This is a genomic window from Bacillus sp. MRMR6 (assembly GCF_001940785.1).
Taxonomy (GTDB): Bacteria; Bacillota; Bacilli; order Bacillales; family Cytobacillaceae; genus Neobacillus.
Window position 1 is genome coordinate 61193 of the sequence record NZ_MSLS01000022.1, and the last position, 21334, is coordinate 82526.

The window sequence follows — 21334 nt, forward strand, 5'->3', positions numbered from 1 at the left end:
AGGCTGTACACTCCAACTTAGGAGCGGACAGCCTTTTATTTATTTGCTTACAACATTTTTTTCAAGTTCCTCAAAAATAGCAGCGGTTAAACTATAAGCTCCTTGGGAATCGTGACCTGCCTCCCAAAGCATCATCCCGCCAAAACCATGGTCGAGAGCCAGTTTTGTTTTCTTTTGTATGGTAGTTACGCCATTATAATGGTAGATTGTCCCATTCATACTTACGGTATCCTTTACTGCATTTGCGGCGTCGTTGTTTACAATTGCTGAATAAGAGATCTGCTTAATATCAGGATCTTCTGGCTGTGCATAAAAGGGAACACCGAGCACTAGTTTATCCTTATCTATACTATTTTGTTCAAAGTAACTAGCCCAATAGGTTACTATTTTTTCAGTAAACGGATAAGGGGATAAATTAGCTGCATTATAGCTACCGTCCCAATGTCCATCATAAGCCATAATATTCACATGGTCTACAAACTGAAACATGGTTGGCTCATAAACAACAAAGTCCGTAACCGTCCCTGCTTCAGCGTGGATTTTTGCATATACTGCAATGGATAATTCCTTGCCTTTTGGATGTAGGTGATCACTTAGCTCTTTAGCAAAAGCTGCGAGATTCTCTGCATCGGCTTTTGAGCGGGGATGTTCAAAATCAATATCAATTCCATCCAGTTTTTCTTCTTCTACTATACTAGTAAGCTCCTGAACTAGCTTCGATCTAGACTCATTATTACTGATTGCAACTTTAAAATGGTCATAAGACTCCCCGCCATTTATGTGAAACCATCCGCCAACAGCTAAAATTACTTTCGTATTGTGTTTATTCGCTATTGCAACAATTTCCCTCAGGTTGCTCAGTGCTGATTCTCCATTAAGGAGGAGTCCGCCGTCCTTAGTGGGATGAGCAAAGGAAAAGATAACATGTGTTAACTTAGCATAATCTACTACCTTAGGATCACGGAAATCTTGTACATACCCAATTAATACCTTTGACTGATCCGATTCAAACGGTGGAACTGCTTTTTGCTCGAGTTTTTTTGCTGACTTTGGCGCATTTTCTATTGTAAGTGTATTCGAAGCTTTTAGTGCTTTTGTTGAAGGAAATAATATACCAGTAAAATATCCTCCTATAAAGGTAATAACCATTACCATTGCAAGGAGGAGATTGCTTTTTTTCATTAGCTGAAGCCCTCCCTATTTTTCTATTAACCTTTAAATTGTAACAAAAAAGTAGGAGGAGGGGAGATGGTAATATCCGTTATATATTGTTTTGAGAAGGTTTATTCCTTGTGTTATTTCCGTATATCGTGTCTAATAAAATCAAGACTAAAATCGTAAAGGAGTTTCTTCTGTGTGGATTGTTGGCATTGGAATTATTCTACTATATAATTTATTGATTTTTTATATTGGCTATAATGTCTGGGTTTGGTTGAAGTCACTTAGAGGTGATCGAAAGAGTATTAAATATATCTTTTGGAGCGTATTATTCCTATTAGCCTATTCGTTCGTCTTTGCACGTTGGTTAAACGAGAGCATATTTATTACCTGGCTCGGAGCGATTTGGCTTTCGTTTTTTTACTTTTTTGTTATGCTGTTCCCACTTGCAAACCTTGCCGTATTCTTAAGCAGGTTTACAAAAGTACCAAAACAGAAATTTGTAAAATGGACTGGATTCTTGACTTTAACCATTATGGTCTGCTCGTTTTTTTATGGAATGTATAATGCATACAGTCCTGTATATAAAACCTATCAAATCAACATACCTAAAGCGGTTGAAGGGGTAGAAAACCTTACGATCATCATGGCCTCGGACATGCATTTTGGCGACTTATCTGGTGGTGGTCAGGCAAAGAAACTAGTGGAGTTTATAAACGCCAAAAATCCAGATCTTGTCTTGTTTCCAGGGGATATTATTGATGATGATGTAACACCGTTTCTTGAAGAAGGGATACCGGAGATTTTCAAGGAAATTAATGCACCAGTGTATGCCTCTTTAGGAAATCATGATCGTGATGAAGTGGATCTTGTAGCGGTCTTTAATAATAGCGGAATGAATGTACTAGATGATGATGTTCTCTTGCTTCCAGAGGGAATTACCTTAGTTGGCAGGAAAGATAAAGGGTATAGGGATGTGGTTCGTGCTGAGCTTTCCACCTTAATGAAGCAGGTTGATTTATCTAAACCTGTCATCCTACTTGAGCATCAGCCGTATGACTTAGATATAGCAGAAGAAAATGGGGTAGACCTTATCGTATCTGGGCATACTCATCGCGGTCAGGTGGCACCAGGAAATCTAATTACAAGCCGTTTATTTGAAAATGATTTCGGCTATCTTAAAAAGGGAGAACTCCAATCGATCGTTTCTTCGGGCTATGGCTTCTGGGGACTGCCAATTCGAATTGGAACACGGTCAGAAATTGTTGAGATCAAGATTACCTTTAATCCGTAAAGAAAAGAACTGAAAGGGAATCACCCTCTCAGTTTTTTTTGTATATGCTTCAATCTGATAGTTATTTATTTGTCTTAGGATTTTCGCTCTCTTCTGTAGCTGCCTTCGTAATTAAATCTGCGATTTGATCCACATTTTCCATCATCCCGCCATGAAGCTGATTATCTGCTCCCAGCTTTTGTTTATTATTTGATTTATTCGGATTATGTATTCTAACCATCTTGATTTCACCTCCTGATAAGGATAGAAATTTATCTAGAGATAAAGCGAAGGATGTCGAAAAAAAATGCGACATCCTCTTTTTGTCTTACTGTTTTAATTGATTTAGTTCCTCAAAACATTCTTGTACAAGAGTTACGGCTTGACTCATTGTTGCACCGCCGCCAAACGCAGCTGTTACACCAACTGCCTCGTAAATTTCCTGTTCAGAGCAGCCTTGATCTAAGCATCCTTTTAGGTGATAAATGATACAATATTCATCCTGGGCATGAAGGCTAATACCTAAAGCAATTAATTGTTTTTCCTTCTGTGATAATTGACCTTCTTTAAAGCATTCCTCCGTAAATGCATTATATTGGCTCGCTAGTTCTGGCATTTTTTGAGTAAATAACCCTAGCCCGGATTTATAATGGTGAAGGGCTTCTTCGGTAGAGTTTCTCGCTTCAAATTCCATCGTACATTCATCTCCATTTCAGATAATCATGAATCCAACGTTAGTATGAGTCAAATAAGAAATGATTAAACTCTTTTTGTTACATATAATCCAATCTCATATTACAATTGAAGAAATAGCTCAAATTCAGCATGTCTTTAAGGATATTCCTGTTGTCGAAGTCAATAGATTATATGTTTTTTTGAAATAAGTTAATGATAGATGGGGAAACTTATATAAAAAATGGGCATAGGTGGATTGGATGAAAATTTTATGTATTGATGGCGGTGGAATAAGAGGGATTTTTGCTATTGCCATTTTACGGGCATTAGAAGAAGAATTGAAACGACCAATAAGTGAGTTATTTGATATGGTCGCAGGTACTAGTACAGGGTCCATTATTGCTGCATCAGCGGCTTTAAATAAGAATATGAGCGAAATCCAGGAAAGCTACAAGCAATTTGGAGAAAAAATCTTTGTTCGCCAAGCCAAAATAGGGCTATTTAAAAGTGTTTACAGTGATCGATATCTCCGATTTCTATTAAAAAAAGCTTTTGGGAATACACAACTAGCAGATATCGAAAAGCCACTCCTTATTCCGGCTGTCGATCTCACGCACGGAAAGCCATTTATTCATCGATCAAACTATGGCCATCCAGGAAGTGATGAGCTAACCATTCAATTATGGAATTCGGTTTTATCCTCCTGTTCAGCACCGGTATATTTTCCTCCTAACAATGTAGACAACAAGTATTTATCAATAGATGGAGGATTGTGGGCAAACAATCCATCCTTGGTATGTTTAACGGAAGCAGTAGATTTTTTCCAAACAGATATGAACGATATTAAAATTATGTCATTGGGTACTGGTCTTCAAAAAATTGATTTTACCATTGATCATGAAAAGTATTGGGGAGTGCGGCACTGGCTGCCGTTTCACTTTCCATCAATGAAAATAACACCAAAACTACTTGATTTAGCGCTTCACTTGTCATCAGAATCAGTCTCATACCATTGTAAACTGCTATTAAAGGAGAATTACCTCAGAATTAATGAGGATTTAGGGGAGGAAGTCCCGTTTGACGACCCCTCATACATGGATCGTCTAAGTAGCCTAGGAAGGGATGTTTATAAAAAAAATAAAGAGGAGATCTTAAAGTTTCTAGAAAATTAGCTAAAAAGATCTGTCCCTTCTTATTAATCAGGGGCAGATCTTTTTAGCTAGTTATGATAATACGTACTAAAGTAAGCAGTTAGGGAACAATTCGGTTTTTCCATTTCTGGTACAAACGCACTTAGCTTTGTTAAAAAATAACAGGATTCAGGGAAATGATGCTCTAGGAACCTTAAAGTAGTCGCATTTAACACTTCTTTCCCCTTATAAAGATTTATGACATGTTCAACCAGCTGGTTAAAGGCTAGAACGGTACCGCTTACCTCTCGTGCAAAGGCAATTTGTGCTGGGAATTGATCGGGCATAAACCGCAAATATCCTTTCATTGACTCATTTTTTACGATATGTGCAGAAAATAATTTAGTCAGATTAGTTACACGTTCCTGCAAGATTTGTTCAACTCCATCTAGACCTCTTCTTAATAATGATGCATGGCCGAGTTGATCTTCAAGCCATAAATCTAGCAAATCCACTAAAAGCATGGGAGGATAATCTGTCCCATTCATATAATATTGAAGAATTCTTAAATACTCAGCGTTTTCACTTAATGTCCCATTAAAGTAAGTAGGTGTAATATTAATTAAGATCTTATTATTCAACGCCAGATTTAAAATGTTTCCTTCAAATCGATAATAATCGTATGATACACGGGCAGAGCGTTTCGAAAAGTCGATTAATAGGTTTGAATTAACAGGACTAGATTTAGGAATTTGCTCTAATTGTCTTCTTACCCCCGTAAAGCTATAGATAAACTCATTTGCCTCTTTTATCAGTTCTTCTTCAACAGGTGACAAATAATCCCTTACAAAAACCGCATGATCTAAAAGAATATTAACCCAAAAATAATGCTCTTCCCAAGGAGAAAATGGATTTAATTTTTTCACCAGTGACCTCCTTATTAAATTTTGTTCCATTACTAGATTATTTAAGGACATAACAATAAATGTATAAATTACCAATGTTAGCAAAAAATATAAAAAAATATAGATGGGGCGGATGCGAAAATGCGGAAAAATCGCAATCGCTTATTAAGGAACTTTAAGCTGAAATTTACAGAAGAGCCTGAAAAGGGCAATAAGGATACAATTCCTGAAGGAAAACAACACCAAACGTTAATGGACCAATTTTTGATGAACTTCAAGGATTTGGCTGATCTCACGCTGACTGAATTTCAGCATCTAAACCTAAAAATTTATTATTTCGAACATTTAATTGATAAGAATCGCTTTGAACAGCTACTAACAAAAATAAGAAGATTAACTAAAGAGCAGCTGCATGAATATATTACCCAGTCCGAATTTAGGCTAGTTCAAGATGCTGCCCAGGTAGAAGAAGCTATTTTAAACGGAGATGGTATTTTATTCATTAATGATTCACCCTATGAACTACCCTACAAAAATGGAGAATCCCGTTCTATTACAGCCTCTGAAACAGAATCGGTCATACTTGGTGCTCATGATGCATTTGTAGAATCAATGGATGTGAATTTATCATTAATTCGCAGGAGATTACCGAGTTCGAAACTCAAAGCGATTAGTATTCAGATAGGAAACTTAGGAAGAAATACAGTTTATTTACTATATATCGAAGATTTAGTTGCTAAGGATGACCTGGAGGATTTAAAAAATCGTTTAAAGTCTGTAAAGAAGGATGCAATCGCGGATACAAATATGCTCGTTCAATACATCGATGAACATCCAAACTCACCCTTTCCACAATTTTATACAACCGAAAGACCAGATGTAACGGTTTATAAACTGCTTGACGGAAAAATAGTCGGCTTATTTGACAATAGTCCCTATGCCTTTTGTACACCCGTTAGTTTTTTCGATTTTATGGAATCAATGGATGATTTTGGGCAAAGATGGATTGTTGGTACCTTTATTCGCGCAACTCGTTATGCGGCCATTTTAGTTACACTTATGTTTACAGCCTTATATGTTTCAGTGACCACCTTTCATTATGAAATGATTCCTCAAGCTTTATTACCAACTTTAATTGAATCTAGGAGCAGGGTCCCATTTCCACCTGTCATTGAGGCATTGTTTTTAGAATTTTTATTAGAATTGCTAAGGGAAGCTGGTGCTAGACTCCCCTCAAAGGTAGGACAGACAATTGGTATTGTAGGAGGTATTGTAATTGGTCAAGCTGCAGTAGAAGCAGGGATTACTAGTAATATCCTGATTATTGTTGTCGCTGCATCTGCCATTGCATCCTTTGTTGTACCAAGTTATCTAATGAGCACCTCCATTAGAATCGTTCGCTTTGGTTTTATTGTAATTTCTGGGTTTTGGGGAAATATCGGGATTATTTTTGGGATGGGATTGCTAATAATCCATTTAGCTGGGTTAACCAATTTAAACTCACCTTACCTTTTACCACTATCCCCAACCTATCCTAAGTTTTTTAAGTATGCCCTTATAAGGGGAGCACTAAAGAAAAATACTGAGAGGAGATAACAGGTTAAATGAAGGAAAAATTATCTCCCTTTCAGACAGCAGTGTTAGTGTATATGACTCAATCTGGTGTTACCTTGTTTTCATTGCCACGTCTTACTGCTGAAGCTTTTGGCACCAATGGCTGGATCAGTATCATTATTGCCTATATGGTAGTTAACGTTAACTTAGTACTTATATGGTTTGTATTTAAGAAGGGGAAAGGCAAGTCTATGCTGGAGTTAATAAGCGTTATTCCAAAATGGGTTGTCATGCCGGTGTTACTGTTCTTTGCAGGTGTATGGATGTTATTAGGCATCATGGTATTGGTAAAGTTTTCAATGATGCTTAAGCTATTGTTCTATCCAAATGTATCGATTATCTTCCTAAATTTTATGGGAATCTTCCTATGTTATCCATTACTTAAGAACGGTCTATATCATATTTCGAAATCTAACGTAGTATTATTCTTTTTTACAATCTGGACGGTATTTCTATTATTGTTTCATATTCCAGATTTCAGTTTTGTGCGGTTAACCCCCTTTATTTTTCAAGGGGAGAAAGACTTATTGCGAGGAGGTATGCAGGTGTTTACCTCCCTACTAGGATATGAACTTACCTTGCTTTATCTCCATAACGTAGAGAAGAAACCATTAAAAGCAATCATTGCCGGCAACACAATTACTTCTTTTATTTATCTTGGAGTTTGTTTTATAAGCTATGGTTTTTTCAGCTTTGGTCAGCTCTTAAGGGATATGTACCCGGTTGTAACCTTATTAGGCTATATAACCTTTCCAGTACTAGAAAGGGTAGAAAACTTTATCTTTACCATATTTGGCCTAAAAGTCTTGATTACCACTGTTATGTATATATGGGCAGCAAAAGAAATTTTCGTATATCAATTTACTAAAATAAACTCTAAACAGTTAACAAAAGGAATTATTATAATAAGTGTTTTATTTTCTCTCATCCCAAAAGTGCTGGAGGATGTTGATCAATGGTTGGAATATTTAACCTATCTGGCTGCAGGCATCGCGATCGTCTTGCCAGTCCTTTTATTGTTTATTATTTATTTAGGTCGTTTTATTAGAAGGAAAAATGCCAATGGGTAAATTACTATCAGTATTTTTATGTGTTTTATTGACAGCAGGCTGTGCCCAGCAAAAAATCATTGATGACTTAGCACTTATCAATGCGGTAGGATACGATAAAATAAACAATCAGGAAACCCCATTAAAGGTAACCATTACCTTCCCTATGATTTCAAAAGATGGTCAGTATGATCGTAAAACCATTACGGTATACGGAAAGTCTAGTAAAGATGCAAAAGGGAAAGCTAGATACCAGACCAATTTGTTACTTGAAAGCGGTCAGCTGCGCGTCGCATTGTTTGGAAGTGAATTAGCCAAAGATGGACTGGTGCCATATGTCGATACGATTGTTCGAGATCCGAGTATTGGCTCAAGAGTAATGCTCGCTTTAGGGAAGAATGAGGCAAATGAACTATTAAGTTTACAAATTAATAACGAGGGACAAAATGCTACTTTCTTAGAGCAATTTATAACCAAACTAAATGTTGAAAGCCGGGCGGTTCATTATAATATTTATCAATTTCTAAGAGACTATTACGATGATGGTACAGATCCAGTACTGCCTGTTTTTAAGGTCGATAAAAAAAATATAGCATTTGATGGAATAGGTTTGTTTCAGGGAGATAAACTCAAGAAAATCTTAAATACACAAGATACAAACATTCTTTTTCTTCTTCGTAAAAGAATCAAACATGGGAATATTGGACTAGGAATAGAGACAAGAGAAGAGAAAAAGGCACAAATTATGCTAAGCTATGTTCAGACGACGCATCGAATGAAAGTAAAGATGGAACAGGACAAACCTGTTGTAACGATCGATTTAAAAGTAATTGGGGATATCCTAGAGTACATGGGTGAGGAAGATTTATCGGATCCTGAAATAAAAAAAGAAACAGAAAAATTAATTAGTGAAGAGCTTAAAAGAAAAGGAGAGGAGCTGATCGCACAATTTCAGGAACTTCAAGTCGACCCGCTAGGAGTCGGGGGATACGTACGGAATAAAATGAACTATAAGCGATGGCAGGAATTGGATTGGTATAATATGTATAAAGATATGAACATAGGATTAAAGGTGGAAGTGAAAATTAATAGCAGTGGAAAGTGGAAGTAGTAGAGAAAAAACATCCACCGAAGTATAAGGGGGGGTGGATGTTTTATTCGTTATTGTTTATTTACATATTCTCTAACCATTTCAACCGTAACATTTTCACGTGTTGGAATAAAACGGAGGTTAATTTTATTTATTTTATTTGTCACTTCATTTATTTTGGCTACTGAAAAAGGGGCATTTTGTTTGCAAAGTTGAACAGCTTCTTCAATAAAAAATTCACGCTGCTGATCAAGAGCTAAAAATTCCTGATACACCTTATTTTGATTGGCAGCATGCTGTATTAAATCCTTATGTACACTCATGATTTTCACTCCTCTAGATATTGAACATAATTAATAATACCATTGAAGTAAATCTTTATAAAGGTGAAAAAAATGAGCATAAACAAATCGACACATAGGGTTCATCGTCTGTGTCGATTTGTTTATGTTTAGATCAAGTAAAAAACAAATCCTGAGATCGTGGACATTGCGAAAACCGATAGAACGAAAGTGAAAACGAGCTGTTTTTTAAAGATTGATTTTAAAAGAATGACTTCAGGTAAACTTGCCCCCGCAGAGCTGATAATCATGGCCATTACAGGTCCTAATGCCATTCCTTTAGCAATGAGAATTTGCGAGATCGGAATCATACTAGAAAGGCGAATATATAGTGGGATTCCAATAATGGCCGCAATCGGGATTAACCACCAATGTTCCTTGCCAAAAACGCTTGAAATCCATTCTGTTGGGACTAAACCGTGAATGACGGCACCTACTGCGGCCCCAATAATAAGATAGGGGAATACACTTTTCATCAAGTTTAAGGTTTCCTTCCAGGCCAACTTTACATTAAATTTTTGATGTTTTTCCTCGTATCCTGTCATGACTACATTTTTTACTGACTTTTCGAAGCCTAACCTTTCAAGTGTAAATCCTATGATAATGGAAAATATTGTGGTCAATATTGTGTAAATAGCTGTCACCTTCCATCCAAGAGCTACACCCATGATCGTCAGTATGGTAGGGTCAAGGACAGGAGAGGCAAAAAGAAAAATCATGACAATACCAAAAGGCATCTTTTTCTTCAGCATATTTACGACGATAGGAATGGTTGAACAAGAACAAAAAGGTGTAATAAATGCGAATACAATGGCCGCAAAAGCTGCAATTATTTTATTTTTGCCTGAGAGCTTTTTTTCAATCTTCTCGTACGGTATATACCCTTGAAGAAGGCTAATGATAAAGGAGATGACAATAAACAGGATCGTTAACTCCAGGATGATATAAAGAAAACTTTTAAATACCTCTAACCACATATAAGATCCCCCTTAGCACCCACGGATGCAATCGCAATTATTCTGTTGAGCTATTTTCTTTGTATATTTTGAAAAAGTAAGTTTCTTGATTTTTTTAAGAAGGGAATCTGGCTTTATTTCAGAAAATTTCCATGCTTCATCAGACTTCTTCTCTATTTTCTTCTGTTTCTCGTTAACTAGGCCAGCATAATTATAGTGATACATATTTATTCCTCCATTTAATTGAGTTTTTTAATCAAGATAAATTGATATATTAATCAAAAAAAGTTGATGCTTAATTTAAAAAAATTTAGCATCAGGTTGGCTTGAATACGCAGCAAAGTTCATGTGATAACAAATGATTAAGTTCTTCCTGATTTAGTTCGTAGTAACTCCATGTACCGCGTGTTTCTTTTGTAATAATGTTAGCATCTAATAAGATCTTTAAATGGTAAGACAGCTTTGATTGAGCCATATCGACAATTGGGGCAAGATCGCATACACACATCGCACCTTTTTGAGTTAAAATATTCATAATCTGTAGTCTCTTTTTATCAGCGATGGCTTTAAATTTTAACTCATACTTTTCTAAGAATGAATCCATGGATATATCTTGTAATGGTATTTCTTCCTTCATCAGTTTCACCTACTTTTTTTAATCAAATAATCTTGATGAGTTAATCATATATCCAATATTTTCATGTGTCAATCACTTTTATCAAAAAAAGTTGATTTTAGTTTATTGCCTATAATTTGACCGTAACATAAGGGATAGGAAGGAGGAGATCCAAGAATTAGTTCAATTAAATATATTATCAAATTTTTTTGATTAAGGGTTGCAATTAGAAAAAAATGCTAATATACTTACATTATAAAATCAAAAAAAATTGATTTATTTTTTATAAATCAAAATTAATTGATTAAAATTCAACCAATAAAAAAGAGGGAGCTGGGAAAAAATGAATTTTATTAAAAAGTTAATAGGTAAAGCAGGTTCGATATCTTCAGATTGTTGTGGTGTAGAAATTAAGGAGGTTGAAGATACCAAAATAGAGTCTTGCTGCGGAACAACTTCAGAAGAGCAATCATCATGTTGTTAATCTAAACTTTAGGAGGGCTAATCGTGAAAATGCATGTCGGGATCAATGTTACCGATTTAAATAAGTCGATTGAATTTTATTCAAAGGTTTTTAATGCAGAGCCAGTAAAAGTTAAGCCAGATTATGCTAAATTTTTACTTGATAATCCTGGTCTTAACTTCACATTAAATGTAAAAGAAGAAGTTTCAGGAAACCAAGTTGGACACTTTGGTTTTCAAGTAGAAAATCTTGAAGAAGTCCTCCAACATAAAGGCCGCTTAGAAGGATTTGGCTTTTTTGCAAGGGAAGAAATGGATGTTACCTGCTGCTATGCTACTCAAGATAAATTCTGGGTAACAGATCCAGATGGAAACGAGTGGGAAGTCTTTTATACTAAAGGGAATGTAGAGAGCATGACGATTGACCCAGCATGTTGCGCAACACAGCCAGAAAATATTGAAATCAAGCCTTCTTCATCTTGTTGTTCATAATAGAGCAGAAAATAACATAAAGTGAAGTATTTATGGACCCGGAAGTACCGAGGTCTATTTCTTTTTTTAATAACAGGGATTTGTTTCTCTTAAGTGGGGTTTTTTCCAACGATATTGGACATTTTAATAAAGGATTAAATAATAGAAAAGGGGGAGTATGCTTTGACATCCAAGAAACACAAACTATTTAATGCACTTCTTGTGCTGATTCCGTGGTTATCATTGTTATTCATAGGAAGACGTAGTTTCAAACGATATTCTTTTACCGGTATTTTTATTGTTATTTTTGAGATCATAAATCATTTGTATGGACATAAGCGGAAGTGGTGGAAGTTTTATGATAAGCCAAAGTCATTCATTAGAGATGAACTTCCGTTTAGTATTGGCCCTTATATGCCTTTATCCATGTGGCTGCTTAAAATATCGTACGGAAACTTTAAAAAGTTTATTTTATTAAACGGTATTGTCGATGGAATCTTTGCTTTTGTCGTTATGGATGTTTTAAAGAAGTTTAAAATCATCCGTCTTAATCGGTTAAATCGGATTCAGTTTTTTATCTACATACACTATAAAGCCTATTTATTATATGGAGTACAGTATTTAATTGAGAAGATAAGAGGCTACAGATTAACTTGACGAAATAACGTCAAGTTTTTTTAGGTTTACATAATTCACCTTCAATTCGACAAGTGGATCCAATATCTTTGCGGAGTGTTGCAGAAGCAGCGGCTCCGTATTTGGATGCATTAGCTGAGGTAATCATTGATATTTTAAATAGTATTAAACGATCTGAGAAAGGCTCTCCTCAATAGAAATGAAGTCTATCATGAAGTTGGTGGGTAAATCGGCAAGAATTTTTGTACGGCGAATAAATTTGAAACCCTATTACCTATATTTCCCATAAACAAATGATACATTAAATAAACGATTGTGGAAATAGTAAAGAAAAATAATATTTTACTACAATCAAGTGATACCTAGTAATGCTAAAAAAAGCAGCTGATAACAAAAGGATCAGCTGCTTTTAAAAAATTTATTATTGGTATGTTTGATCGTTCATATTCATTTGCCCTTGCCCTTGCCCTTGCCCTTGTTGTTGTTGTTGTTGTAATTGTTGTTGAGATTGGTTAATTTGTTGAGTGATTTGGTTTAACATATTAACTGATTGTATTGATTGTTCTACATTATTTAACATTTGTGCAGCTTGATGAACGGATTGTTGCAATTGTTGAAAAGTTTTTTGCTGTTGTTGCTGAGCTTGTGAGCTAAACTGTTGCATCTGTTTTAAAAGATCATTTGATTGGTTCTGATTCTGCCCGCTAGATGACATTGAAGATTGCTGGCTCCCTGAATTAAATTGACTTAGGGTATTTTGAATTGATTGTAATTGGCTTTTTAACGGTGCCAACTCTTCACCAATTTCTTCATCAACCTTTGCAGCAGCAATTCTTTCAATTTTATCATTTTCGGCAGACTTAACTCTTTCTTTAATAATTTTCGTTTCTTTTTCTTCCAAAGCGAATTCCTCCTTAAAATGATTGTTTGAAAATGGTTTGGGTCTAGCTACTGCTGGAATAGGATTATTTTTCTTCTTGCCCATAAAGAAAATGACACCTATAGCAATAGCTAATAAAAGGACTATGAAGAATAACATTCCGTTTATGGTAATGCACCTCCAAGTTTATCTGCTTGTAATCACCAAGTAGACAAATATATTATCCTCTAGGTTTAAAGTTTTATTTATGGTAAAGAAATCCATCTATATCTAGAAAACGTTTCTTATGTGGTACTTTTGGAAAGTTATTGAAGGTATCATCTAGTCCTGAATAAACCGGCGAACCAGAGACGGATTAAGATCATTTAAGTTGGTTGAATGCTCCAGAAACTCTTTAAACACGGTTAAATGATAGGTAATGTGTTAAACTCTAGAGGTTATCAAACCGGTGCTGACGGTAACCAGACGGCCCGGAATATTATCATGAACTAGAAGGGAGTTGGTTCATGATAAGGATTCTTATAGGAACTAAGGCAATTAGTTACTTCTGTTCAAGTTTGTTTCAGGTTTACATAATATATATTAGAATTCGACAAGATTCGACTCATCGGTTGCTTCCTATAGTTTTCGGAGCGGGACATTGAATTATTTAGTGTGTCATTGGGAGTTATATTCATTTGTTAATTGTGACATAACTCTTTTTATTTTTCGCCACTTATCCACTTAAAAATACAATTTTTAGGTTATTTTTCTTAGTATAGAAGTGTTGTGCTTGTAATAATGGAGAAGTTAATGAAGACACATGAAAAATAGGATCCATAGAAAATGAAGTTTAGTAAAAAAAGAATTCTTGAAAGCACTCAGGTCAACAAATGACGATTAAACTAGGCTACAATAAAGAACAAAAATAAAGTTTCGATTTTGTGAACGTTAGACAGTCAAAACTATTTCGACTTTTATACTTAGGAGGCTCGGTGCACTTAAAGAGCCAGGCTATTAACATGAAAAACCATCCTATATTGAATGGTTTTTGTCTTTATCGTAATTTGGTGATGTACAAGAGTGTATTAACTTGGGGTTTAATACTTTTTCAACAAACTGCATGGCGTAATTGAGTATTACCCCTCCTAAACAAACGGTTAATAAAGTTCCAATGCCAATTGGTCCTTTAAAAATCATTGCCATTATCAAAAATACGAGATAAATGAATGTTCTCGAAAAAAATATACTTGAACTAGTTAATTCTTGTATGATTAATGTTAATCGGTCAACTGGAATCGGTGCAAATTTTGTTAGTAAATAGATTGCTGTTCCTAAACCGATAAAAACTAAGCCGATTCCAAAGCAAACTACTTTGCCGTACCATAGTTCAGGTGTGATCAATTCCTGCAACAAATAAAGCCATATATCAATACCAATACCCGTTATAACCGCTGTTAACAAACCCGAAACTTCTGGTCTTTGTCTTTTTAAAAGTGAATTACAACCTATCAATATGAAAGCTATGATTACTTCCCAACTTCCAACAGTCAGCCCCACGTTCATTGACAAACCGACCAAGAGTGCATCAAAAGGGGATGTTCCAAGGTCTGATTGTATAGTTAAAGTAATACCTAGAGTTAGTATAAAAATACCTAAAACATAAAAATAAAATTGATTTTTACTCGACATTTGCATCACTCGTTAGTTATGTTTTTTACCATTAATATATGAGGAATTCCATCTTCCATAAATATATTAGATGAAGTCCGATAGCCGAGTTTTAGATAAAAGCCTTCTGCTTGCGTTTGCCCGTGGAGTTTTACTTGGGATACTCCCATTTGTTCTGAAATTTCTTCTAATGCTTTAATAATTACTTTGCCTAGACCAAATTTACGGTATTGCTTTAAGATACAAATTCTTTCTAATTTTCCAAAGCCATCAACAACTCTTATTCTTCCCGTTCCGACTGCCTTTTCACCATAATAGACTAATATGTGTTCACATTGTCCATCTAGTGTGTCAAATTCATCAAACTCATCTTCTAGTGCTACGCCTTGTTCCTCCACAAACACTTCTTTCCTTATATGAAAAGCTACACTTAAATGATGTTCCATTGTGATTCTTTTAGGTTCCATATTTCTTTTAGTCCTTTCAGGATTTATTTTTGTAATTAAATCAGTCAAAATTAAGATGACTTAAAAAGAGTATAAATGAAAATATTTTTGTTGTAAATACAACAAAAATAAAAGGAAGGCATTTAGCGGTGGAAATTCTTCGTGAAATTGGAATGATAGCAAGAGCATTAGACTCCATAAGTAATATTGAATTTAAAGAATATGACCTTACAAAAGGTCAGTATTTATATCTGGTTCGAATAGTTGAAAACCCAGGAATTATACAGGATAAGTTGGCAGAAATGATTAAAGTAGACCGAACAACGGCAGCTCGTGCAATTAAAAGACTTGAAATGCAAGGTTTTATAGAAAAAAGAGACGATGATAGTAATAAAAAAATTAAAAAACTTATCCCAACTGAAAAAGGCAAGAGAGTTTATCCCTTTTTAAAGAGAGAAGGGGAGCATTCTAATAAGGTTGCACTAACTGGATTCTCAGCTGAAGAAACAGAGACAATTTTTCAACTTCTTCAACGGGTTAGAGCGAATGTTGAGGGAGAGTGGGGATATGTAAAAAAAGGAAATAGGAGGAAATACTAAGGTTAAGAATCGCATTGTGAAGTATTCACCTACACTTAAAGGACCTTATGTTAAATAAGACCTAAAACAGAGTTAGTTACATAGAGTATAAGGATTCTGATAATAACATATACAGACGATCACTCATTTGGGTGACTTGGTTAAAGAGCAATTAAACATTGTGAGAAGGGTACTTTTTGTTAGTTTAAATAACATGAATTTTATGAACTAAAGTTAAGCCCGGGTATATTATATTGTAAACTAAAAGTTACTTTGGAAATGTTAGTCTAAATATGTTTGAAAAGAGAGGAATTTGAAACAGCCCCCTTGCTATGCAAGAGGGGATTGTTTGTTTAGGTAAGAATTAGAACCCTGGACCTACAGTTTAGGAAAAGTATGAAAAGGGTAAAATTGACGGTAATAAACTCTACATAATGTCCATTTATCAGGCTTTTTAGTTAATAGAAAACAATCCAGTTCAATAAAAAAATATGGTTTTACTGAGTTTTTCAGCAAATTTTCTGCAATTTTTTAGTTAAATAATGCTTACATATTGAAGAAAGTAATACTGACTACTCTAATGTTGGATTTGGAATCCCACCTATAAATTCGGGGTATATTCCTTTAATTTGTTCAGTACTAGATTGATTTTAAGCTTCAAACACATTCTGTCTGAATGACTTGCTATATTCCTTAATATAATCATTAATAAATCAATCATCTATTCGTCGATAATTTAGCTCACTATACATTAAATTAATAAAGTCTTTGCATAAATTAAGCTCAATAGATTTTATTAATAACTCTAATAAATTTTCAGTTTTGAGGCTATTCAATAGATTTCACTCCGATTTTCTTTTTCAAATGCTTCTAGCAGGATATCGACAATATGTACCGCACGTACTTGATACGATAACCCTTCACGCTCAATACCCAATTTCATTTGAAGCAGGCAACCTGGATTGGCGGTAACAATCGTTGTCGCTTCTGTTGCTTTTGCTGTTTTCATTTTGGAGTCAAGTATTTGCATCGACATCTCTGACTCTACAATATTATAAATTCCCGCTGAACCACAGCAGCTGTCAGCGTTTTTCATTTCTCGATACTCCGTATTTTTTATCGCTTTTAGGAGGATCCGTGGTTCTTCTGACGTTTGCATTACATTACGCAAATGGCAAGAGTCCTGGTATGTGATAACCTGGCTAGGTAATGTTAGTTCCTTCTTATGGAACTCCATTTCTACTAGAATACTAGATATATCTTTTAATTTAGCTGAGAAATGTTTAGCACGCTCCGCCCAAAACAGATCATCTTTAAGAAGATGGTCATATTCAATTAGAAAAGCTCCGCAACCTCCAGCATTCGTTATGATATAATCGACACTAAGTTCTTCAAATGCTAGAATATTTCGTTTAGCCAGTTCCTTTGCACCACCTTTTTCCCCGCTATGCCCATGTAGTGCTCCACAGCACGCCTGACCGGTTGGAATGATAATTTCGCAGCCCGCTAACTGTAACAGTTTCATCGTCGAGTCATTCGTTTTCATAAACATTGTATCCATTAAACAGCCGGAGAAAAAAGCGACCCGTTTTTTTACATCTGTTTTTGCAGGAAGATAAGTAGGCCGATTTTTCAATTCCTTTATCGAGGGGACATTAGGTAACACTTTCTCCATCGTAGACAAGCTATCGGGTAACAATTTCATCATACCGCTTTTCCGTACAACCTTTTGTAAACCCGAACGCTGATAAAAACCAAGTAAACCGGTTAATGTTTGCATTCGGTTTTTGTTCGGTCAACGATTTCCTCGTCACTTGCTCTTCAATGCCCCCACAGCCTATGAAATAATAGATAGCTATATACAAGAAAAAATTGATAAAATGATAAAAGATACATTAAAAGTTAAAGGGATGAAAAGTAATTTAGAGTACAAATAAATTAGATGTAGCAAATCTTTTATTTTTGAAAAAAATTTCTCCAAGTTATAAACAAATTTAGATGGGAAGAAAGACAACATATAGTGCTATATGGAGGTATGATTTATGATTCTCAATAGACATCAATTGGATGAAAAGGGTATTGAACTTGCTGAAATGATAGAATTTTTTTTCATTAAAGAAAAAATTGGAGAAATAGATGCATACGTTAATTTTTCAAAGTTTCCAAAAGTAGAATTTAAAAATGAACTTGTTCGAATTGAATACTGGATAAAACCAGAAGAACAAGAATGTGAGGAACAACTTCAGATACCAACTATATTTTTCGAAGAATCAATAAGAAGAACTGGTTTATTTATTAGGTTAATGAAAGAGTTAATCTCTTTCTGTAAAAGATATAACGATATGCCAATAATATTTCTGGGAGTTGTATCGGAATATTTTTCAGATCTTCTTATGCGTCATGGTGGACAAATTTTATCAGAAGAGTTTGATGGAAAGTATTTTGCTGTATTACCTGAGAATTGGAAGTGATTGATTAGACTTAACATAAAAGGAGCGTTCAACTGTTCTGGTATCCGAAGAGTTGATAGCTCCTTTTAGTCTTATTTCCCATCCACTAAGAATAAGGGAGGACCCGCTCCTGACAATTCTAAGACTACTCTAGATGGTTCTAAGTTCATTTTAGAAATTGTCCCATATGACCTCCAGAATTGATTTCTTCCAAATGGTTTTAATATATATTCTGACAGTAAAAGACCTGCTCAGGCTTGGTACCAGGAGCGGGTTCTACATTTTTAACCGGATGTTCTATTAATTTGCCCTGCAGTGTAATTATACCAGAATACATCGGTGAACGATGGAGATACACTCATTTTAAGATGGGCAATCCACGTTTATCCAAAATCATATTTGTTGTAATAACACCTACTTTATGCATAACACACAGACTTAAGACCCGATCTCGGCTAGTATTACCACAAAGGATATAACCTGCCAGGGAAAGAAGTTCATTGGATTCAAGCAAGTCTAACTCCAATGCAAGACAGATCTTAATAGCTAAATCTCTGCTGATAACTGCATTTTCCCGAAGCTTTCCATTAATAAGCTTATTTAAGTGTGAATAATCAATATTTGCCTTTGCTGAGAATTCCTTGGTCGTATTGTACTTATGAAATGAAAGTGCTTTCACCCTTTCTGCAAATGTCTCAGTATCTGCATTATCCTCAACCATTGTTAATATTGAACTAAAGATTTCATCGTTACTTTTTATTTTCTTAACAGAAGTCCTTGTAAGTGAGCTAGAATAATTATTATCCGTTTCTATTGTGTTTTTTGAAGTCTTCTTAACAAGATTATTCTTACGGATCAAATCAGTAAAAAATAAGAATGGTGAGTATAAGAACTTTTTAAGAGCACTTGCGAGATCCATCGTATAGTCTATACTGTTTTGAATATAAGGTATGAATTCCTGTATTGACGTGGGATTCTCCTTAAAGACTTGTATTTGAGTTAAATCAGGCATAAGGACAATATTTCTTTCCTCTAATTCATGATCTAAAGCCAGAATTTCCTTTTCCACATCATTTATCTTCATGTCTTTCCTTCCTTTCAGATATGGTCTGACAGCACAACTCATTCGAAGTTTAATAGATTACAATAAGAATATAATAAAAAGACATTAATTAACAGGAGGCAAATCAAATGAATATATTTAATACGTTTTCTAGCTAAGTCTAATTTATAAGCAGTGAAATCTAAAGGGACATATTCCCCGAACCTAATTTAAGAGTGTTAGTAAGAAAATAGGATAACGCTGATTTTAAAATTTTGGTAAAATATTACTATGCAATACTTAATTAGTTTAGTATTAAGGAATAAGAATATAATGAAAAAGGGTGAGTTATTTATGACTGAAGAGACAAGGCAAGATGATATTTGGGATGATATATTTTATGAGCTGAAGGAAGAATTCAAAAAGTTTAATGAAGACTTTGATAAGAATTTTTTAAAGCCTAATATAGTTCTTTCTGGAAAAACTGGAGTGGGAAAAAGTACCTTAATTAATGCAATTTTTGGTTCTGTAATTGCTAGAGCAGGAGAAGGGAAGCCGGTTTCACAATCCCTTGAAAAATATGATGTTGAAGAGTTAAATGTAAACTTATTTGATACAAAAGGACTTGAACTTGACCCGCAGGAAAGAGAAAAATCCCGTAATAGTATTATTAGTGAAATTATTAATCGATCAGATTCTCCTAACGTTGAAGAACATATGCATGTGATGTGGTATTGTATTTCCAACGAAAGTAGGAGAATAGAAGATGTTGAATTAGAGTGGATAAATGAATTTTCCAAATACATGCCTGTAATCGTTGTATTAACACAAACTCTTGATGCGGATGAGACATTCCAGAAGAAAATCGAGAAAGAATGTCCAGAGGTACAGATTTGTCGAGTTCTAGCTGTAGAAAGAAAATTATACGGCGATATAGTTATTCCTCCTCATGGACTTAAGAATTTAATTAGTGAAACCGTGAATATTCTTCCAGAAGCAACAGTAAGAGCATTTACAGCAGCCCAAAAAATTAAGATTGAAGAAAAAATAAAATCAGCAAAAGAACTACTTAAAGAACGCTTAGATTCAAAAAGCCTTTTTAATTATAAAAATTTAGCTCAAGTTACAGATGCTTTTCCCATTGGATTAGATGTACTAGGAAAAGGAGCAGTTTATCTTTATATTGCAAAAGATATAATGACTGTAATGGGAATTCCTGTTTCAAAGAACTTCTTAAAGTTTACAAAGGAAGCAAAATCGCTATTAAAATCTATATTAGTACCTTTTGTTTTATTTGAAGGCGGGAAGACTGCTGGAAAGGCAGCTGTTAAATATGGTAGTGAAAAACTTGGACCTAAGATACTGGCATTTATTACAAAATTATTTGGTAAAACTATTAGCAAAGGAAATATTGTCCTGTCACCGGTTGTTGGGTTAATAATGGGGAGTTTTAATCGGAAAGTTACTGAAAAAATTACAAATACATTTATTGATGTATGTTCGGATTTCCTAAGAATTGAGCATAATTTCGAAGAACTTTCTAACGAGGAAATTTTAAACATTCTATCACAAAGTATGCAGCAAAAAATGGAGGATATTCAAGAAAGTTTAGAAGAAATAGCGTAAGCCCCCAATCAAAATACGCATATAAACACGTAGCGCCTCCTGGTACGATGAATGTATCAATTTAAGGAGGTGCTTTTCATATGCCAGAACAAAAACTTACAATCGTCCCCGTTACATTACATTCCGAAAATAAAGTTTCATATTCATCCACTTCATCAGCACCCTCTTACAATAACGCTTGCACGATCAAAACGGCAAACATAGAAATCTCCTTCAACAACGGCGTGGATGAGCACATTATTCAAACTGTTATGAGGGAGCTGAAACATCTGTGAAATACGACTAT

At 34.8% G+C, this 21334-nt stretch carries 24 protein-coding genes and 1 pseudogene; 11 read left to right on the plus strand and 14 right to left on the minus strand.

Going from position 1 to position 21334, the window contains the following annotated elements; translation table 11 throughout:
- Positions 1-39: 39 nt before the first annotated feature.
- Positions 40-1182: a glycoside hydrolase family 18 protein gene (locus tag BTR25_RS18340; RefSeq protein WP_075689491.1), complete on the minus strand. Its 1143-nt coding sequence runs from the start codon at positions 1180-1182 to the stop codon at positions 40-42.
- A 172-nt stretch (positions 1183-1354) separates the two neighbouring features.
- Between BTR25_RS18340 and BTR25_RS18345 the strand changes: the two genes are divergently transcribed.
- The gene (locus tag BTR25_RS18345; protein ID WP_075689492.1) at positions 1355-2452 is read left to right on the plus strand and encodes a metallophosphoesterase; all 1098 of its coding nucleotides are present in this window, start codon (positions 1355-1357) and stop codon (positions 2450-2452) included.
- Between the two features lie 61 nt (positions 2453-2513).
- Here the strand turns inward: BTR25_RS18345 and BTR25_RS27735 are convergent, their stop codons facing one another.
- The gene (locus BTR25_RS27735) at positions 2514-2672 is read right to left on the minus strand and encodes a hypothetical protein (protein ID WP_175596824.1); all 159 of its coding nucleotides are present in this window, start codon (positions 2670-2672) and stop codon (positions 2514-2516) included.
- Between the two features lie 87 nt (positions 2673-2759).
- Positions 2760-3125, minus strand: coding sequence for a carboxymuconolactone decarboxylase family protein (locus tag BTR25_RS18350; protein WP_075689493.1), 366 nt, complete (start codon positions 3123-3125; stop codon positions 2760-2762).
- A 241-nt stretch (positions 3126-3366) separates the two neighbouring features.
- Here BTR25_RS18350 and BTR25_RS18355 point away from each other — a divergent pair, with 241 nt between their 5' ends.
- Positions 3367-4278 carry a CBASS cGAMP-activated phospholipase gene (locus BTR25_RS18355; protein WP_075689494.1) on the plus strand — a complete coding sequence of 304 codons (912 nt, stop codon included), beginning with the start codon at positions 3367-3369 and terminating at the stop codon, positions 4276-4278.
- A 47-nt stretch (positions 4279-4325) separates the two neighbouring features.
- Here the strand turns inward: BTR25_RS18355 and BTR25_RS18360 are convergent, their stop codons facing one another.
- Positions 4326-5162: a DUF2935 domain-containing protein gene (locus tag BTR25_RS18360; RefSeq protein ID WP_175596825.1), complete on the minus strand. Its 837-nt coding sequence runs from the start codon at positions 5160-5162 to the stop codon at positions 4326-4328.
- Positions 5163-5282: 120 nt separating this feature from the next.
- On the opposite strand from BTR25_RS18360, the gene BTR25_RS18365 reads away from it, so the two are divergent.
- Genes BTR25_RS18365 through BTR25_RS18375 form a run of 3 tightly spaced genes read left to right on the plus strand, consistent with a single transcriptional unit; the run spans position 5283 to position 8915 of the window.
- The gene (locus tag BTR25_RS18365) at positions 5283-6737 is read left to right on the plus strand and encodes a spore germination protein (RefSeq protein WP_083652457.1); all 1455 of its coding nucleotides are present in this window, start codon (positions 5283-5285) and stop codon (positions 6735-6737) included.
- A gap of 8 nt (positions 6738-6745) precedes the next feature.
- Positions 6746-7825 carry a GerAB/ArcD/ProY family transporter gene (locus BTR25_RS18370; protein ID WP_075689495.1) on the plus strand — a complete coding sequence of 360 codons (1080 nt, stop codon included), beginning with the start codon at positions 6746-6748 and terminating at the stop codon, positions 7823-7825.
- Entirely contained in the window at positions 7818-8915 is a 1098-nt protein-coding gene (locus BTR25_RS18375; RefSeq protein ID WP_075689496.1) for a Ger(x)C family spore germination protein, read from the plus strand. The genes BTR25_RS18370 and BTR25_RS18375 overlap by 8 nt, the downstream gene beginning before the upstream one ends.
- 50 nt (positions 8916-8965) lie before the next feature.
- On the opposite strand, the gene BTR25_RS18380 is transcribed toward BTR25_RS18375, so the two are convergent.
- The 4 genes from BTR25_RS18380 to BTR25_RS18395 all read right to left on the minus strand — a co-directional run bounded on the left by BTR25_RS18380 (position 8966) and on the right by BTR25_RS18395 (position 10828).
- Positions 8966-9217, minus strand: a complete 252-nt coding sequence (locus BTR25_RS18380) for a DUF2533 family protein (protein ID WP_075689497.1) — start codon at positions 9215-9217, stop codon at positions 8966-8968.
- A gap of 128 nt (positions 9218-9345) precedes the next feature.
- The gene (locus BTR25_RS18385) at positions 9346-10212 is read right to left on the minus strand and encodes a permease (protein ID WP_075689498.1); all 867 of its coding nucleotides are present in this window, start codon (positions 10210-10212) and stop codon (positions 9346-9348) included.
- A 12-nt stretch (positions 10213-10224) separates the two neighbouring features.
- Positions 10225-10416: a hypothetical protein gene (locus BTR25_RS18390; RefSeq protein ID WP_075689499.1), complete on the minus strand. Its 192-nt coding sequence runs from the start codon at positions 10414-10416 to the stop codon at positions 10225-10227.
- A gap of 91 nt (positions 10417-10507) precedes the next feature.
- Complete coding sequence (locus BTR25_RS18395) at positions 10508-10828, minus strand: ArsR/SmtB family transcription factor (protein ID WP_139311281.1); 321 nt, start codon at positions 10826-10828, stop codon at positions 10508-10510.
- A 322-nt stretch (positions 10829-11150) separates the two neighbouring features.
- Between BTR25_RS18395 and BTR25_RS27740 the strand changes: the two genes are divergently transcribed.
- From BTR25_RS27740 to BTR25_RS18405, 3 genes are all read left to right on the plus strand, one after another.
- Complete coding sequence (locus BTR25_RS27740; protein ID WP_175596826.1) at positions 11151-11291, plus strand: hypothetical protein; 141 nt, start codon at positions 11151-11153, stop codon at positions 11289-11291.
- Between the two features lie 29 nt (positions 11292-11320).
- Positions 11321-11761 (plus strand): ArsI/CadI family heavy metal resistance metalloenzyme, encoded by a 441-nt coding sequence (locus BTR25_RS18400; protein ID WP_075689520.1) that lies wholly within the window; start codon positions 11321-11323, stop codon positions 11759-11761.
- 162 nt (positions 11762-11923) lie between these two features.
- Positions 11924-12397: a hypothetical protein gene (locus BTR25_RS18405; protein WP_075689500.1), complete on the plus strand. Its 474-nt coding sequence runs from the start codon at positions 11924-11926 to the stop codon at positions 12395-12397.
- A 400-nt stretch (positions 12398-12797) separates the two neighbouring features.
- Here the strand turns inward: BTR25_RS18405 and BTR25_RS28230 are convergent, their stop codons facing one another.
- The 3 genes from BTR25_RS28230 to BTR25_RS18420 all read right to left on the minus strand — a co-directional run bounded on the left by BTR25_RS28230 (position 12798) and on the right by BTR25_RS18420 (position 15373).
- The gene (locus BTR25_RS28230) at positions 12798-13361 is read right to left on the minus strand and encodes a hypothetical protein (RefSeq protein WP_139311283.1); all 564 of its coding nucleotides are present in this window, start codon (positions 13359-13361) and stop codon (positions 12798-12800) included.
- A gap of 909 nt (positions 13362-14270) precedes the next feature.
- A complete protein-coding gene (locus BTR25_RS18415) occupies positions 14271-14927 on the minus strand; it encodes a YczE/YyaS/YitT family protein (RefSeq protein WP_075689502.1) in 657 nt (218 codons plus the stop codon).
- A gap of 5 nt (positions 14928-14932) precedes the next feature.
- Positions 14933-15373, minus strand: coding sequence for a GNAT family N-acetyltransferase (locus tag BTR25_RS18420; protein ID WP_075689503.1), 441 nt, complete (start codon positions 15371-15373; stop codon positions 14933-14935).
- Positions 15374-15525: 152 nt separating this feature from the next.
- Here BTR25_RS18420 and BTR25_RS18425 point away from each other — a divergent pair, with 152 nt between their 5' ends.
- Positions 15526-15951 (plus strand): MarR family winged helix-turn-helix transcriptional regulator, encoded by a 426-nt coding sequence (locus BTR25_RS18425; protein WP_075689521.1) that lies wholly within the window; start codon positions 15526-15528, stop codon positions 15949-15951.
- Positions 15952-16643: 692 nt separating this feature from the next.
- On the opposite strand, the gene sda is transcribed toward BTR25_RS18425, so the two are convergent.
- Positions 16644-16766 (minus strand): sporulation histidine kinase inhibitor Sda, encoded by a 123-nt coding sequence (sda, locus tag BTR25_RS28655; protein ID WP_139311284.1) that lies wholly within the window; start codon positions 16764-16766, stop codon positions 16644-16646.
- Positions 16763-17725, minus strand: a pseudogene (locus tag BTR25_RS18430) ((Fe-S)-binding protein); the annotation flags it as partial. The gene sda and the pseudogene BTR25_RS18430, both read right to left, overlap by 4 nt.
- Before the next feature lie 247 nt (positions 17726-17972).
- Between BTR25_RS18430 and BTR25_RS18435 the strand changes: the two are divergent.
- Positions 17973-18401 (plus strand): hypothetical protein, encoded by a 429-nt coding sequence (locus tag BTR25_RS18435; RefSeq protein ID WP_075689505.1) that lies wholly within the window; start codon positions 17973-17975, stop codon positions 18399-18401.
- A gap of 337 nt (positions 18402-18738) precedes the next feature.
- Here BTR25_RS18435 and BTR25_RS18440 read toward each other — a convergent pair whose 3' ends face one another.
- Positions 18739-19464, minus strand: coding sequence for a hypothetical protein (locus BTR25_RS18440; RefSeq protein WP_075689506.1), 726 nt, complete (start codon positions 19462-19464; stop codon positions 18739-18741).
- A gap of 312 nt (positions 19465-19776) precedes the next feature.
- Between BTR25_RS18440 and BTR25_RS18445 the strand changes: the two genes are divergently transcribed.
- Positions 19777-21048 carry a GTPase gene (locus BTR25_RS18445; RefSeq protein ID WP_175596827.1) on the plus strand — a complete coding sequence of 424 codons (1272 nt, stop codon included), beginning with the start codon at positions 19777-19779 and terminating at the stop codon, positions 21046-21048.
- Positions 21049-21334: the final 286 nt, after the last annotated feature.

Coding starts and splice junctions, on each gene's coding strand:
- BTR25_RS18395 (WP_139311281.1), bottom strand. CDS start 10,828: ATGAAGGAAGAAATACCATTACAAGATATATCCATGGATTCATTCTTA.
- BTR25_RS18365 (WP_083652457.1), top strand. CDS start 5,283: ATGCGGAAAAATCGCAATCGCTTATTAAGGAACTTTAAGCTGAAATTT.
- BTR25_RS18420 (WP_075689503.1), bottom strand. CDS start 15,373: ATGGAACCTAAAAGAATCACAATGGAACATCATTTAAGTGTAGCTTTT.
- BTR25_RS27735 (WP_175596824.1), bottom strand. CDS start 2,672: ATGGTTAGAATACATAATCCGAATAAATCAAATAATAAACAAAAGCTG.
- BTR25_RS27740 (WP_175596826.1), top strand. CDS start 11,151: ATGAATTTTATTAAAAAGTTAATAGGTAAAGCAGGTTCGATATCTTCA.
- BTR25_RS18380 (WP_075689497.1), bottom strand. CDS start 9,217: ATGAGTGTACATAAGGATTTAATACAGCATGCTGCCAATCAAAATAAG.
- BTR25_RS18340 (WP_075689491.1), bottom strand. CDS start 1,182: ATGAAAAAAAGCAATCTCCTCCTTGCAATGGTAATGGTTATTACCTTT.
- BTR25_RS18415 (WP_075689502.1), bottom strand. CDS start 14,927: ATGTCGAGTAAAAATCAATTTTATTTTTATGTTTTAGGTATTTTTATA.
- BTR25_RS18385 (WP_075689498.1), bottom strand. CDS start 10,212: ATGTGGTTAGAGGTATTTAAAAGTTTTCTTTATATCATCCTGGAGTTA.
- BTR25_RS18355 (WP_075689494.1), top strand. CDS start 3,367: ATGAAAATTTTATGTATTGATGGCGGTGGAATAAGAGGGATTTTTGCT.
- BTR25_RS18390 (WP_075689499.1), bottom strand. CDS start 10,416: ATGTATCACTATAATTATGCTGGCCTAGTTAACGAGAAACAGAAGAAA.
- BTR25_RS18425 (WP_075689521.1), top strand. CDS start 15,526: ATGATAGCAAGAGCATTAGACTCCATAAGTAATATTGAATTTAAAGAA.
- BTR25_RS18370 (WP_075689495.1), top strand. CDS start 6,746: ATGAAGGAAAAATTATCTCCCTTTCAGACAGCAGTGTTAGTGTATATG.
- BTR25_RS18400 (WP_075689520.1), top strand. CDS start 11,321: ATGCATGTCGGGATCAATGTTACCGATTTAAATAAGTCGATTGAATTT.
- BTR25_RS28230 (WP_139311283.1), bottom strand. CDS start 13,361: ATGGGCAAGAAGAAAAATAATCCTATTCCAGCAGTAGCTAGACCCAAA.
- BTR25_RS18445 (WP_175596827.1), top strand. CDS start 19,777: ATGACTGAAGAGACAAGGCAAGATGATATTTGGGATGATATATTTTAT.
- BTR25_RS18440 (WP_075689506.1), bottom strand. CDS start 19,464: ATGAAGATAAATGATGTGGAAAAGGAAATTCTGGCTTTAGATCATGAA.
- BTR25_RS18350 (WP_075689493.1), bottom strand. CDS start 3,125: ATGGAATTTGAAGCGAGAAACTCTACCGAAGAAGCCCTTCACCATTAT.
- BTR25_RS18375 (WP_075689496.1), top strand. CDS start 7,818: ATGGGTAAATTACTATCAGTATTTTTATGTGTTTTATTGACAGCAGGC.
- BTR25_RS18435 (WP_075689505.1), top strand. CDS start 17,973: ATGATTCTCAATAGACATCAATTGGATGAAAAGGGTATTGAACTTGCT.